General features: G+C 71.2%; 12 protein-coding genes. 6 read left to right on the forward strand and 6 right to left on the reverse strand.

Translation table 11 applies throughout. The features are described from left to right. Positions 1–156: 156 nt before the first annotated feature. The 3 genes from KME66_RS22320 (at position 157) to KME66_RS22330 (ending at position 3,812) form a co-directional block, all read left to right on the forward strand. Complete coding sequence (locus KME66_RS22320; RefSeq protein WP_253208442.1) at positions 157–1,254, forward strand: alpha-hydroxy acid oxidase; 1,098 nt, start codon at positions 157–159, stop codon at positions 1,252–1,254. A gap of 113 nt (positions 1,255–1,367) precedes the next feature. Beyond that, positions 1,368–2,492, forward strand: a complete 1,125-nt coding sequence (locus tag KME66_RS22325; RefSeq protein WP_073217046.1) for a PLP-dependent aminotransferase family protein — start codon at positions 1,368–1,370, stop codon at positions 2,490–2,492. Between the two features lie 45 nt (positions 2,493–2,537). Beyond that, positions 2,538–3,812, forward strand: coding sequence for a benzoate/H(+) symporter BenE family transporter (locus KME66_RS22330; RefSeq protein WP_216325202.1), 1,275 nt, complete (start codon positions 2,538–2,540; stop codon positions 3,810–3,812). A 238-nt stretch (positions 3,813–4,050) separates the two neighbouring features. Here KME66_RS22330 and KME66_RS22335 read toward each other — a convergent pair whose 3' ends face one another. The 4 genes from KME66_RS22335 to KME66_RS22355 all read right to left on the reverse strand — a co-directional run bounded on the left by KME66_RS22335 (position 4,051) and on the right by KME66_RS22355 (position 9,190). Further along, on the reverse strand, positions 4,051–4,473 hold the full coding sequence (locus KME66_RS22335) for an Ig-like domain-containing protein (RefSeq protein WP_253208443.1): 423 nt from the start codon (positions 4,471–4,473) through the stop codon (positions 4,051–4,053). A gap of 1,822 nt (positions 4,474–6,295) precedes the next feature. Further along, positions 6,296–7,201 (reverse strand): endonuclease/exonuclease/phosphatase family protein, encoded by a 906-nt coding sequence (locus tag KME66_RS22345; protein ID WP_216329554.1) that lies wholly within the window; start codon positions 7,199–7,201, stop codon positions 6,296–6,298. Positions 7,202–7,411: 210 nt separating this feature from the next. Then, a complete protein-coding gene (locus tag KME66_RS22350; protein ID WP_216325205.1) occupies positions 7,412–8,827 on the reverse strand; it encodes a serine protease in 1,416 nt (471 codons plus the stop codon). Beyond that, a complete protein-coding gene (locus KME66_RS22355) occupies positions 8,828–9,190 on the reverse strand; it encodes a CU044_2847 family protein (RefSeq protein WP_216325206.1) in 363 nt (120 codons plus the stop codon). It lies immediately after the preceding gene. Between the two features lie 510 nt (positions 9,191–9,700). On the opposite strand from KME66_RS22355, the gene KME66_RS22360 reads away from it, so the two are divergent. The 3 genes from KME66_RS22360 to KME66_RS22370 all read left to right on the forward strand — a co-directional run bounded on the left by KME66_RS22360 (position 9,701) and on the right by KME66_RS22370 (position 12,066). Then, positions 9,701–11,206 carry a hypothetical protein gene (locus KME66_RS22360; protein ID WP_216325209.1) on the forward strand — a complete coding sequence of 502 codons (1,506 nt, stop codon included), beginning with the start codon at positions 9,701–9,703 and terminating at the stop codon, positions 11,204–11,206. A 93-nt stretch (positions 11,207–11,299) separates the two neighbouring features. Continuing rightward, positions 11,300–11,791 carry a DUF2975 domain-containing protein gene (locus KME66_RS22365; RefSeq protein WP_073216024.1) on the forward strand — a complete coding sequence of 164 codons (492 nt, stop codon included), beginning with the start codon at positions 11,300–11,302 and terminating at the stop codon, positions 11,789–11,791. Continuing rightward, a complete protein-coding gene (locus tag KME66_RS22370) occupies positions 11,791–12,066 on the forward strand; it encodes a helix-turn-helix transcriptional regulator (RefSeq protein ID WP_073216027.1) in 276 nt (91 codons plus the stop codon). Before KME66_RS22365 ends, KME66_RS22370 begins: the two co-directional genes overlap by 1 nt. 353 nt (positions 12,067–12,419) lie before the next feature. On the opposite strand, the gene KME66_RS22375 is transcribed toward KME66_RS22370, so the two are convergent. Beyond that, positions 12,420–12,869, reverse strand: coding sequence for a hypothetical protein (locus KME66_RS22375; protein WP_216325213.1), 450 nt, complete (start codon positions 12,867–12,869; stop codon positions 12,420–12,422). A gap of 90 nt (positions 12,870–12,959) precedes the next feature. Continuing rightward, positions 12,960–13,202 (reverse strand): DUF397 domain-containing protein, encoded by a 243-nt coding sequence (locus KME66_RS22380; protein ID WP_216325216.1) that lies wholly within the window; start codon positions 13,200–13,202, stop codon positions 12,960–12,962. Positions 13,203–14,186: the final 984 nt, after the last annotated feature.

Genomic DNA, 14,186 nt, shown 5'->3' on the forward strand with positions numbered 1-14,186 from the left:
GTGCACCTGACGAACCCGTTCACCTGACGAACCCGTTCACCTGACGAACCTGTTCACCTCGCGAACCCGTTCACCTGGCGAACATTCACCTGACGCGCCGATTCGCTTGACGGGCCGAAAGGCCCGAGGAATTCATCCGACGACGGAAGAGGTTCCATGACAAGGGAATTATCCGGGCTGTTGACGCTGACCGACTACGAGCGGGCTGCGGAATCCCTGCTCGACGCCGCTTCCTGGGCGTACGTGGCCGGCGGCGCCGACACCCAGCTCACGGTCCGTGCCAACACGGACGCCTTCGACCAGGTCTGGCTGCGCCCCCGGGCCCTCGGCGGCACGGGCGCGAAGCCCGACACGTCCGTGACCGTGCTCGGGCGGCGGCTCGCCCTGCCCGTCCTGCTCGCCCCGACCAGCCCCCAGCGCCTCCTCCACGAGGACGCCGAGATCGCGACCGCCCGTGCGGCCGAGTCCACGGGCACCGTGGCGATCGTCAGCACCGACAGCCACTACGCCTTCTCCGACGTGACCGGTGCGGTCGGCGGTGACAGCTGGTTCCAGCTCTACGCCTACCGCTCGCGCGACGACGTCGCCGCGACGATCGCCCTGGCCGAGGACGGCGGCGCCACCGCGCTCGTGGTCACGGTCGACGCCAGCTACGCCGCCCGCCGCATCGGCACCCGGCGGGCGGGCTTCCGTACTCCGGGCCACGTCGACTTCGGCAACCTGCGCGCGCTGGGCGTGCTCACCGGCGCCATTCCGGACGGTGCCCGCATCGAACGCCTGCCGCTGACCTGGGACGACCTGGAATGGATACGGTCCCGTACCCGGCTGCCGCTCGTGGTCAAGGGCGTCCTGCGGGCCGAGGACGCCGAACGCTGCGTGGCCCTGGGCGCGGACGGCGTCATCGTCTCCAACCACGGCGGCCGCCAGCTCGACGGCGCCGTCCCCAGCCTGGTCGCGCTGGAGCAGGTGGCGGCCGCCGTCGCCGGCCGGGGCCTGGTCCTCATGGACGGCGGCATCCGCTCCGGCGTCCACGTCGTCAAGGCCCTCGCGTACGGTGCGGACGCGGTGTGCATCGGCCGCCCCTACCTGTGGGGCCTCGGCCTGGCCGGACAGCAGGGTGTCGAGGCGGTCCTCGACCTCATCCGGAGCGAGATCGAGGACACGCTGCTCCAGCTCGGCGCGGACTCCGTCGCCGGCATCGGCCCCGACTTCGCCGTCAGCGCGCACCGGGCCACGCCCACGGGCGCCCTCTGAACCACCCGTGGGCGTCCCCGCCCGACTCTTCCTTCCGTTTCCTTCTCCAGGAGACCTCTGTGACCTCCCCGACCCCGAAGGACGCTGTGACCCCTCCGACCTCCAAGGACGCTGTGACCCCTTCCACCGTCCACTTCTCGCGGGGAATCCCTCCGCTCGAAGCGATCCCCTCCGCCGGCATCGCCGAGCTGACCGGGGCCGTCCTCTCCTCCGAACCGGACCGCGTCTTCCAGTACGCGCCGATCGGCCACCACACCGGAGACCGTGAACTCCGGGACCAGCTGGGGGCGTTCCACTCGGTCGACCCCGACCGGATCTTCGTCACCAACGGCTCCCTCCAGGCACTCGACCTGCTCGCCGCGCACCTCCTCAAGGACGCACCCCGCACGAAGGTGCTCGCGGAGGCGCCGACGTACGACCGTGCCGTCCAGATCTTCGAACGGCACGGGGGCCAGGTCTCCGGAGTGCCGCTGCGGGGGGACGGCCTCGACCTGGACGTCCTGCGGGAGCGCCTGCGCGCGGAGGTACCCGCGTTCGTCTATCTGATCCCGGACTTCCAGAACCCCGGCGGGGTCACGACGAGCGAGGAGAAGAGGCGCGAACTCGTCCGCCTGTCCGCCGAGTTCGGCTTCACGATCCTGGAGGACATCCCGTACCGGGAACTCCGCTTCGCGGGCGAGGCCCCCACGCTCCTCGGTGACCTCGCCGACTCCGTCGACGGCGCCCGGGTCCTGACCATCGGCTCGCTGAGCAAGGTCCTCAGCCCGGGACTGCGCGTCGGCTACGTCATCGGCCCGGCCGGTACGCCGCGCGCCCTGGCGGCGCTCGCGGAGAGCACGTACCTCTCGCCGGCCCCCCTGCTCCAGGCGGTCGCCGCGCGGGCTTTCGCGAGCGGCCTGGTCCGGCGCAACATCGACGAGGTCCGGGAACTGCTCCGGCCGCGGCACGACGCGGCGGTCGAGGCGGTGCGCAAGGCGCTCGGCGAGGTCGCGCTGTGCGTCCCCGAGGGCGGCTACTACATCAGCGTGCATCTCCCGGTCCGTACCACGGAGGAGACGTTCCTCGCCGCCGCGGCCGCCGAGGGGCTCGCCCTCACCCGTGGCTCGGCCTTCTACCCGGCGGACTCGTCGCCGCCGTCCGGAACGGTCTTCCTCCGGCTGCCCTTCCAGGCCCTGAGCGACGAGGAGTTCGCCGAGGGCGTGACCCGGCTGGCCGCGGTGGCGCAGCGGTCGGAGTAGAGCGGAGGATGGGCGGGAGCGCGACGGACGGGGGGAAGGGGCACGATGGCCACGGCCGAACAGGGCGCCGAGAACGACAGGGACGAGGCGTTCGGGCCGGATGCGGCGCCCTCCGAGCGGCGCGGCCTCCTGGCGGACGCCTCGCTCTCCGCCGTCCTCGCGGGCCTGATCACGGTCGTGGTCTCGTGCTCCGGCCCCCTCCTCGTGGTCCTGGCGGCGGCGGCCGCCGGTCACCTCACCGATGAGCAGACCGCCTCATGGGTGTGGGCGGCGTGCGTGGGCAGCGGCGTCACATGTGTCGTGCTCAGCTGGTGGACGCGGATACCGGTGATCACCGCGTTCTCGACGCCGGGCGCGGCGGTCCTCGTCGGCAGCCTCGGGGACTACACGTATCCCGAGGCGGTCGGCGCCTTCCTGGTCAGCGGTCTCCTGATGGCACTGGTCGGCCTGACGGGCGTCTTCGGGAAGGTGATGCGCCGCATACCGCCCGGAATCGTGGCGGCCATGCTGGCGGGCGTGCTGTTCTCCTTCGGCGTCGGGCTGTTCTCGGCGCTGGACGGCGCACCGGTCGCGGTCCTGGTCTCGCTCGCCACGTATCTGGCCGTCAAGCAGCGTTCGCCGAGATACGCGGTGGCCTGGGCCCTGCTCGCGGCCGTGCTCGTCACCGCCGTCGTCCCGGGCGTTGACGCCTCGTCCGTGGACATCGGACTGACCCTTCCCGTCGTCACGGCACCGGAGTTCACCGGCTCGGCGCTGGTGGGCCTGGCCGTGCCGCTCGCCGTGGTGACGATGGCCTCGCAGAACGCGCCCGGCCTCGCTGTGCTGGCGGCCTGCGGCTACCGCCCGGACGACCGGCTGCTGATCACGGCCACCGGACTCGCCTCCACGGCGCTCGCCCCGCTGGGCGGCCACGCCGTCAACCTCGCGGCGATCACCGCCGCGATCAGCACCGGCGAGGAGGCTCACCGCGACCCGCGACGCCGCTATGTGGCCGGGGTGGCGTGCGGGATCTTCTATCTGCTGGCGGGCGTCTGCGGAGCCGCGCTCGTGGGGCTGTTCACGGCGCTGCCGCCCGAACTCATCGCCGTCGTCGCCGGGGTGGCCCTGCTCGCCACGTTCTCCACGAGCCTGGCGCAGGCGATGGCGGACGAACAGGACCGCGACGCGGGGGTGGTCACCTTCCTCACCACGGCCTCCGGTGTCACGTTCGGCGGCGTCGGCTCCGCGTGCTGGGGGCTGGTCCTGGGACTGGCGACCCACCTGGCGCTGACCGCCCGGCGACGGCGCGGCGGCCGACGGGAACGGCGGAAGACGGCGTGACACCGGCCCCGGACGGCCGCCCGGACGGTGCCGCGCCTGCACGATGTCGTGCCTGCATGGTGCCGCGCCTGCACGATGTCGCGCCTGCATGGTTGTCGTGCCCGTACGGCCGGCCCGGGTGGTGTCGGCCCTGGACGGCCGGCCCGGCCGATCGTCGCGCCCGGACCGTCGGCCCGGCCGTTGTCGCGCCGGGACGACCGGCCTGGGCGACGGCGTGCCCAACGGGTACCGCGCCCGGTCAGGGAGCGGGCGCGCTGACGGTGACGCGGACGACGGCGGTGGCGGCGGGCACGTCGGTGCCCTTCACGCGGACCTCGTACGTCATCTCGTCCTCGCCGACGTACCCGTCCCGGGCGGTGTACGTCACGGTGGTCGCGGACACCGACACGGACCCGTGGCCGGGCTCGGTGTCGATCGCCAGGGTCAGTTCGGCGGGGTCGTAGGCGGCGAGCAGCCCCGCCCGCTCGTTGCTCTCCAGGGTGACGGAGTCGTTGTCGAGCACTTCCACGTCCAGGCTGTCGCCCGCGGTCACGCTCTGCCGGTCGTCCATGAGCGCCAGCGTCCGCTCGACGGTGCCCTTCTCGTCCTGGTCGTCCGCACCACCGCCCCCGCACCCCGTCAGGACCAGAGCCAGTGCGCCCGCTCCGGCTGACATGCGCATCCGGAGGGCTCCGGGCATGGACCGTCGTGCCTGCTTCCTCGTCTGCATGTGGTGCCCCCAAGGCCCGAACTCTGTGCGGTGGAGCAGCCGATGTTCGCAGCGCGTACGGGCGCGCAGCAGGGTCATGCGGGAAGCGAAGCGGAATTGTGATGAGAGCGTGTGCAAGGCGTGGAGGGCTTCAAGCGGAGGACCTCAGGCGGTGCGCCGCCGCCCCAGCAGCCGGCTCTGCTCCGCCTTCAGCGCGGTGAACCCCTCCCGCGCGTAGTCGGCGAGGTCCTGGCTCGGGAAGGGCACGACGGACTGGTGCTGGTCGAACCGCCCCTGCGCCCATCGGGCGGCCGTGATCTCGTATGAGGTAGGCCGCGACGTACCCGACGAAGGCGAGGGTGATGGTGACGACCAGAGCAATCATGGGGGAATGCTACGGACGGCGTCGCGAGGGTGGTCAGGCGAACTGATCTTCGATCTGGCGACGCGTCAGAACCGTGGGATACGGTGACGAGGTCATCACGCTCAGTGCGCGCTCGCGCGCAAAGGGCGGCCCCCGGAGGTGCGCGAACACCACCCGAGGGCCTACACCCCCAGTGGATCGGACCCACCAGAAATGCTGCGTCATGTTATCGCGCCCTCTTCGGGCTGGACGAAGGCGTCACACAGGGTCGTACGCGACCGGCGGATGAACAGCGACGCCAAGATCCTCATCCTGTACGTCCAGGGCCTCCCGGGCTCCGCCACGAACCGCCCGCTCGGCGAGATGGCGCTGAAGCTGGACATCAAGGGCCGCCCGTACCAGCAGGCCAAGAAGCACCTGGTGGAGCAGGGTTACGTGCATGAGTGGCGGACCCAGCGGGAGGACGGGCTCTGGAGGACGGCCCAGCTGTTCACGAACACGCCGCTGACGGACGCGGAGGCCAGGGCGGTCTGGGCGGACCTGGAGCCGGACGCGGGACGCTCTCCGGGTGTGCGGTATCCGACCGTCGGTGCACCGACTCCTCGGTCGGTCGGTGGCTATCAACCCGAGGAAGACCACGGTGATAGGACCACTCCCCACCCACCCTCCGAAGCGGGGCGCGGGCGGACGCGGGTGGCGGCCCCGGATCTGGACCCTGAGCCGGACCTGGACCCGGGTCCGGTGGGGGCGGGGCCGGACCCCGAACCGGAGAGGGCCCCGGCCGAGGCGGCTCCCGAGCCGACGGGAACTTCGGCCGGAGCGGCCCCGGATCCTCGACAGGCGGGGGCACCGGCCCCGCATCCCACCAGCCAACTGGCCAAGGCCGAAGGCCTGCTGCTGTCCCTGCGCCACGCGCGCCGGGATCTGCTGCTGGGCGTCAGGGAGGCGAGGGCGCTGGCGGTGGAGGCCGTGAAGTGGCTGGAGGGCGGCCTGCCGGAAGGGGACCTGCGCCAGGCACTCCTGGCCGACCCGCCGGAGGGCGGGGTCCGCTCGGCGGTCGGCTTCCTGCGCCATCGCCTGATCCAGAAGTGCCCGGTGGTCCCGGTGACCCCGGTTGTCGCGGTGGCCCGGGTGGCGCCGGTGGTCCCGCTGCCGGCTCCGCCTCCGCCGCCCCCGGTCAGGGAGCTGATCGCGTGCACGGGCCCGGGGGAGGAGCATGTCTTCCGCCCGCTGGGCGACGAGGAGGAGTGCGCGGACTGCCGCAGGGCGACGGCGTACGCGAGCTGGATGGTCGACACGGACACGTACGAGTTCCCCGAGGACATGACCTGGCGGCAACGCGTGGCGGCCGTACGGAAGGCGGACGAGCTGCGGGCCGCGAGCCGTTCACTCCGGGGCGACTCACTTCAAGGCGGCTCGCTCCGGGGCGGCTCACTCCAGGGCGACGCGGGCGACGACGGGCAGATGGTCGCTGCCGGTGGCGGGCAGGGTGCGGATGCGGCCCACGGTGGCGGAACGGGCCATGACCTGGTCGATCCGGGCCACCGGGAAGGCGGCGGGAAAGCTGAAGGCGAACCCGCTCTCTGCGAAGCTCAGTTGTGAGGTGAGAGGTCGCAAACCCCGGTCCTCGACGGTCCCGTTGAGATCGCCGAGCAGAATCACCGTCCCGACGCTCTCGTCCGCGATGGCGCGCCCCAGCAACGTGGCGCTCTCATCGCGCCGCTGGGACGCGAGTCCGCCCAACCCCACCCGCACGGAGGGCAGATGGGCGACGTACGCGGCGAGATCCCCGTCCGGGGAGTGGACCACGGCGCGCACGCCGCGACTCCACCCCTCCTCGACGCCCGGGGGCTTGATGTCCACGATCCGCTCGCCGCTGAGCGGGTGTTTGGACCAGAGCCCGACGGTGCCCCGGACGACGTGATGCGGGTAGTCGGCGGCGAGGCTCTTCTCGTACACCGCCACCTGCGGATCCACCAGCTCCTCCAGCGCGACGAGGTCGGCCCCGGAGCCGATCAGCGCGCGGGCGGTCCCGGCGGGATCCCGGTTCTCGTCGCTGGCGTTGTGCTGCACGACGACGAGCTCCCGCCCGCCGTGCTCCTCCCCGGGCAGGAGCAGCCCGCCGAAGGTGTCCACCCACACGCCCACCGGCAGCAGCAGGGCGACGAGGGCGACGGCGGACCGCCGGACGAGGGCGAGGACCAGCAGAACGACGACGAGGACGCCACCCCACGGCAGAAAGGACTCCACCAGACTCCCGATCCGTCCGGGCCAGTTGGGGACGAGCCGATGGAACCCCAGCACTCCGCCCAGCACGGCGGCAACCCCGGCGATCACCCACCCCCGCCGCCGACCCCCCGCCCCCGGCACCACCGCCGTCTCCGCCGGCCCCGCACCGCTTCCTGCTCGCTCCACCATGTCTTTCCGTCCACTCGGCCCTGCTCCGTAGGACGAGTGGACGGGAGGGATCAGTTGCCGGACAGCCCGAGGTGGCCAGATCGATTCAGCTGTGCCGTCTGTGCTGTCTGTGTCGGCGTGCCCTCGCTGTCAATCGTTCGGCCGGTCAGTCGGCGCCGACTCCAGTGCCGTACCGGGAACGGCTGGACGGATGCCGAAGCGCCGGTAGCCCGGGGTCGACTCGAAGATGGTCACTCTGGCGTCGATGTAGTACGTGCGATCGAGGAAGTCGCCCTCGCCGACGGTGTAGGACCGTTCTCCTGAGTCGAACTTGGCCAACAGATGGCGCGTGCCGTAGAGGAGGGTGCGCCGGGGCTCGGGCCTGAGGAGCGTCGGGGAGCCGAAGTCCACCGGCCCTTCCCCGTAATGCAGACGTGCCCACTGGAGAGTCAGGTACGCGCCCACGCTGGGGCTCACGCCGCGTGCGATGCCCCCCTGGTCCGTGCGCTTGTTGACCACGCCGGGGATGCGCTGGCAGCGGGTCAGGGCGTCCGCGAGCCGCTGGTTGTACACCCGGGTCCCGGAGATGGCCAACCCGGTGAAGGGGGTGGTCTCCCGTCCGGAGACGACCCACATACGCCAACGCGCGGTGCCGTCCTCCTTGCCGTCCCGCACCAGTGAGTTCACCGCGGCGAGGATGGGGGACAGCGCGGACCATTTCTCGTCCTGGTAGCTCCTGAGCACTCCGTACCACTGTGCCGAGGTCAGATGCGGCACCAGGAGAACGCGCGGGTCCCAGTTCTGGCCGCGCATGAAGGCCTCGGCATCCTGGAGGGCCACCGCGGCCTGGACGATGGCCTCCCGGGGCGGCAGTGCCGGCATCTCCACGGTTTCGGCGGCCTGCCGGAAGAGGTTGGTCGCCTGGTCCAGAACGTCGTACTCGGTCGGCGTCCCGCCCGGTTCCGGTACTCGTCCCGACGGTACGAGGATGTTGAAGCGCAGGAGGACGGCCACCATCGGGACGGCGTAGAGGACGTTGGCCGCCGGACGGCTCGTGCCGCCGCCCCGGTACCGGATCAACTGCTGCTCGACGAGGATTCCAGCGACCCGCCCCTGCCCACCGTCGAGCAGGACCGCGCTGCCCGAATACGAGCTGTAGTCCTTGATCGTCTCGTTGACGTGGAGCTGCATCGCGAAGATGTTGCCGTCGCCGCTGCGTGTGCGGTACGGCCGACCGGCAGAGGAGACCCGCCCCGTGAGTTGCGGGTCGGTGGTGGTGACGGGGAGCGAGACCCGCCAGCGTTCCCCGTCGGCGAGCGTGGTGACGGGCGAGACGGCCGGTGTGTCCGCGGCCAGGTGCAGGATCGCGATGTCGAGCTCCTGGTCCGACTCGACCTGGACCACGCCGATGTCCCCGGCGCCTCCCTCAAGGCGCAGCACGATGTCCTCGGGGGCGTAGTGCTTGACGACGTGGGCTGCGGTGACGGCCCTGCGCTGCGCGATGACCACTCCGCTGCCCTGGGCCTCACCGCGCCTGTTCCGGTTGATGACGACTCTGCCTTGCACTCAGGCCTCCTGCTGCTCGCCGGCCGACCGGGCGAACCGCACGGTGATGCCCAGCGCGGCCTCTCCGCCGATCTTGGATATGACGACCCCCGCCTCCGCCTGGAGGGTCAGCGAGAACTCGACCTCGACCTCCTGCGCCGACCACCCGGACGCGCTCGGCAGATCGCGGATGCTCGCCAGCGCGGCCGCCGTACCGGCGCGGACCCCCTGACGGACGTCGTCCAGCCGATCGCGCAGCCGGTCGGTGAGCTGTTCGGTGGTCGAGATCTGGCGTCCGTCGTCCGGGTTCTGCACAAGGATCGAGACGTCCCACAACATGTCCTCCGGGGCCGGTCCCGGAATCGGCTGCTCATCGTCGGTCATGGCAACTCGCTTCCACTGGTGGGTGATGGACCGCACGCGAGCAGGGGCCGTGCTGCGCGGGGGCAGGGGCGGGGGCAGGGCGGGAGCGGGTCGGGGCAGGGGAGATGAGGCATGTCCGACCACCGCTGACCACGGGGACCGTTGCCGGCGGTTGGTGCCGACGGTAGAGGTGGCGGTGAAGGACGGAGCGAGGAATCCCGAATCCCGAAGGCGGCGGATCATAGGCTTCGGGCTGCTTCCTGCGGACTGTGCGGGGTCTTCCCCGCAGTGTGCAGTCCTCGGAGTCCTCACCTAACCCCCTTTGGGGTAAGCGTTGTCGGGACACCCCATGTGGGAAGTCTGCATACCCCCGTCCCCCGCCGATCACACGCGACGCCGATGACCGATGACCGATGACCGATGGCCGATGACCGATCCTCGACGCCGTGCCCAGACGTGCGGCTGTGCACGGCGGAGAGAGTGGTGGATCATGTCTTCACGAGACGGGGCGACACCTTGGGGGTACCGGGCATGGCAGCGCCTGAGCAGATCTGGGCGGACGCTGATCTCCTGACCCGTCGGCTCGCCGGGCTGGCGCTCAACCCGGCCGCGCCGGAGGACGTCCTGCTGCGGCTGCTCTCCGACGCTCCGCTCGCCGCACGGATGGTGCTCTGCCGGGACAGGGCCCTGCCCGACGCCGTCGTCGACGCCGTGATCCAGCACCCTGACACCCGCACCCGCAGCTTCTTCGCCCGCAACCCCCATGTCGATCCGGCCCAGCGCGTTCGGCTCGTGGACGATCCCGAGTGGTTCGTCCGCGCCCACTTGGCTGATGGGCCGCGGGTTGCCGGCCCGGCCCGGCCCAGGCCGCTGCCCGACGAGGCTGTCGTCCACATGATCAGCACCTACGACAACGAGCTCCTGGGCGGCTTCTTCTACCAGCAGATCTCCGCCGGGCTGCGTCGCTCCATGCCCACCCATCCCGTGGCGGACGTTCGGCACTGGGGGGTCGGCGAGTGGAGGTCACTGGCCCCGGACACCCGAGCCGCCCTCCTCGCCGACCCGGACGCAGGGGTCCGGGAAGCGGCTCAGCAACACGTCCGGTACGAGGACCCGGCGTGGGTGGAGAGCGCGCTTCCTGACCGACCGTGCCACGGCCGTACCGACCTACTGCTCCACCGCCCCCTCACCCGGGCTGTGGTGGAGGGCGTCCTCGCGCGGCCCGTGGGCGAGGAGGACAAGGCGATGATCGCCGTCAACCCCACGCTTCCTCCCGACACGGTGGTCCTCCTCGCTGCCGATCCGGACCCGGAGGTACGGGCCCGGATCGCGGAACGCGCGGATCTCGGCCCCGCCGAGCGCCGCACGCTCATGACGGACCCCGACCCTGACGTCCGGCTGGCCGTGTCCCTCCACCCCGCGCTGAGCGAGGAGGAACGGGCCCGGATCGACTACCAGGTCCCCATGGACCACTTCTTCGTCCACTGCCCTGCGCCGGAGGCGCCCCGGGATCCAAGGGCCGTCCGGCGCGACGCGCTCTCCCGCCACCCGCTGCTGCGCCGGCGGGCGGCCAGTGACCATGTGCTGCCACCGGACCTCGTCGCACGCCTGGCCTCGGACGACGACCTCGGCGTACGCGTCCTGCTGGCACAGAACCACCCGGACGCCCCCGCGTCACTGCTGCTGCGCAGCTTCATCGAGTACACCGGCCCCGAGCGCAGCCACCTCACCACCCGGCCGAACTTCCCCACCGAGGGACTGGCCGTCTTCGCCGACCACGAGGACCCTGAGGTCCGGGCCTTGACCGCTCGCGCCCCCGAAACCGGGCCGACAACCGTGGCCCGGCTCACCGAGGACCCGGACCCTGCCGTGAGGGCCGCGGCGGCCCGCCACCCGAACCTTCCGCAGCCCCGGCTGGCGGCACTCCTCGACGACGAGGAGTTGGCCCACCATGCGGCGGCGAACGCGGCACTTCCCCCGGACACGATCCGCCGGCTTCTCCGAACGGGCGGATGGCGGGCAAGGCCGCCGGAGTAGAAGAGATCCCGCCCCCGATCTTCGTCCCACCGTTGCCTGAACTATCGAAATTCGATAGATTCCCATCGTGGGTCGATGGGACAGGGAGAGGTCATGGGAAAGCTGACCGTGCGGGCGCTGCGCGCCGTGCTCGTGGTGGTGCTTGCCGGCACCGTGTTCGTGCAGGCCTTCATGGCGTGGGCGCTGATCAGCGGGAACGACCCGGAGGACGGTTCGCTCCCGCTGACCCCGCTGCGCGTGATCACGATCCTGGGCATCGGGACGGCCCAGGTCGCCATGGTCTGCGTCTGGCGACTGGTGACGATGGTGCGCCGCGGCACCGTGTTCTCCCACGCCGCCTTCCGGTACGTGGACGCCATCATCGGCGCGATCGTCGCGGCCGCTCTCGTATGGTTCGCGGTCACGGCCGTCAACGCACCCGGCCAGCGGGACGACCCGGGTGTCACCCTCATCATGGGCGGGGTGGGCCTGGCCATCCTGGGAGTCGCGCTGATCGTGCTCGTCCTGCGGACGCTGCTCGCCCAGGCCGTCGCCCGTGACGTCGAGGCGACGGAGATGCAGGCCGAGTTGGACGAGGTGATCTGATGCCGATCGTCGTCGACATCGACGTGATGCTGGCCCGGCGGAAGATGTCCGTGGGTGAACTCGCGGACCGCGTGGGGATCACCCCTGCCAACCTCGCGGTACTCAAGAACGGCCGCGCGAAGGCGGTGCGCTTCTCGACGCTCGCCGCGCTCTGCGAGGTACTGACGTGCCAGCCTGGGGACCTGCTGCGCTGGGAGGCGGAGGACGCCGAGGGCGCGGTGGATGCCGAGGAAGTGGTGGGCGCCGACGGGGCCGTGGGCGCCCCGGCCGAGTGAACGGTCTCCGCCGACAGGCCCGAGGCGGTGCGCCGACCGGCACGGCCGGGCGCCCGCACGAACAGCGGCACCCCGGGCTCACCCCCCTGTGCTGGACCGGGGCTGCCCCGGATGACCGGGCCGCCGCGCGAGAGGCCGGAGGGCGTCCGCCGCTACGGGGCGAGCGCGGTGTCACGTGATCGTCAGTGGCTTCCTCGGTGCCCGTGACGGCTTGGTGGGGAACCGGGGCTTCGCGTATGCGGGCGCCGAGGCTGCCGCTGACCGGTCCCGCAACGTGGGTACCCAGTCACAGCCGGGGGGGGGCGCTGGGCGAGGGTGGCGCTGCCCCGGGCCAGGACCTGCATTCCTCTCGGTCAGGCGGGCGGAAGAGGGCAGGGCAGCCCCGGATGGTGGTGGCTGAGGCAGCAGACCACCGAGAAGGAGATCAGGCTCTGGGACTTCGTGTAGTGGACCCAGCAGACGTCAACGCCCCGGGGGAGAGCGTCCATCGCGTACTCGATCTTGCCCTCAAGGGCGATGTGGGCCCGGCCGCCGTCGTCCCGGTCGGCGGGGGGATTCGCCTCGTACGTGCTCTTCAGCCAGGTGACGGCGCCCACCACACGGGTCCAGGTGCGCTCCACCGCGGTCTGGTCCCGCCGCAGGAGCCAATGCCCGGTCATGAGGGGCGGCAGCGTCGAGGCGACGAACGCGCGGGTCTGTTCGGAGTTCAGTTCCGCACCCGGACGGCGTAGGGCCTCCTGGCCGTAGGCGTCCCTGCTGCCGGTCCACGGACCGTATCCGTGCCAGTGTCCTGACCAGGTCATCTGCGCCCTTCGTTGGGGGAGACGGGCCGGCCCGGAGCATGTCCGGTCCGGCCCTTTACGTGGTGCTTCGTGCTCAGGAAGGGGGCCAGACTAGAGGCTCAGGCCCCGGGTCCTGACCCACCCGGTGGCGAAGTCGTCGAGCTCGCTCCCGGTGAAGCGCAGCTCCTTGCCCGCGCCCTCGGGCTTGCTGTCGCGGACCACGAAGGAGGCCTCGGTGCCGGGGATCGCGGCGAGGCTCACACAGGTCTCGTGGGGGCCGCCCGCGTTGCCCCCGCAGAAGTCGGCGAAGGCGTCGGCCGTGGGGGCCGACAGGGCGTAGAGGTTCCCGTCCATGGGAAAGTTCCTTCCGGTGCTGATGTCGCGGAGATTCGGTCTCCGCACCGTCGTGCTCCTGCACCCGCCCGGCTGCCGACCGTCCATGGAGACAGCCGGGCGGGGGTTTGTGGCGGGCTCGCCCGAGCTTTGCGCAAGCTGAGGCGGACCCGAGGTGGCCTGCGAACGGGGTCTGTTGGTACGTACGCCGACGACGTCAACGCTCGAACCACACCGCCGCCACGATCGATGAGCCGATGGCGGCGAGGCAGATGACGTACGCGATCTGCCGGGCCCGTTCACTCATCCGTCCCCCTCCGGGAAGGGTGAAGCGAGTCCGGTAGGCACCACGTACGTTCCGGTGCGCTCGGTGAACTCTGGCGCGCGGCTGGGTCGGGGCCGAACGGGGAGCGGAGGTCGATCTGCGGCTGCATCGGCAGACGACTCCTCGGGCTGCCCCCTCATGGCGATGAGTTTCCGCAGTACACGTGCCTGAGCGCGGACGTGCGCGTATACCTCGTGAGAGTAGGCAGCTCGGCGCGGCGGGTTGTCGACGAGGTGGGTTACTTCGAGTCGGAAGCTGCGATCGGACGAGGTCAGGTCTGCTTCCACGGCGAAGACTTCGTCTGCGAAGGTGACGATCCTGCCACGTAGCAAAGAGACTGCCTCGTCCAGCGTTGAACGGGTCGTCGTACCCAACCGGAACGCAAGTGCGCGGCGTACGTCGAGCTCCGCGCTGATCGCATCCTGAGGTAATCCTTCGGCTGCCGTATTGCCAGCCATCTCCGGTGGACTGTTGACCGGTTGGTGAGTCATCACGATCTCCTGTGCCCAGGCGCGTAGCGCTCTTGATGTGCACACATGGGTGGCGAGTTCAGTTCGCGAACACCCGTGCGGGGACTGAGCGCAGCCATGTAGCTCCGTCACCAAGCCGCGTTCATGACCAGTCGGGCTGTCGGCTGCTGCTTCTCAACAGACTGCACCCAACTGGCGACTGTGTGCAAC

The organism is Streptomyces sp. YPW6 (assembly GCF_018866325.1).
In the GTDB taxonomy this organism is placed as follows: Bacteria; Actinomycetota; Actinomycetes; order Streptomycetales; family Streptomycetaceae; genus Streptomyces.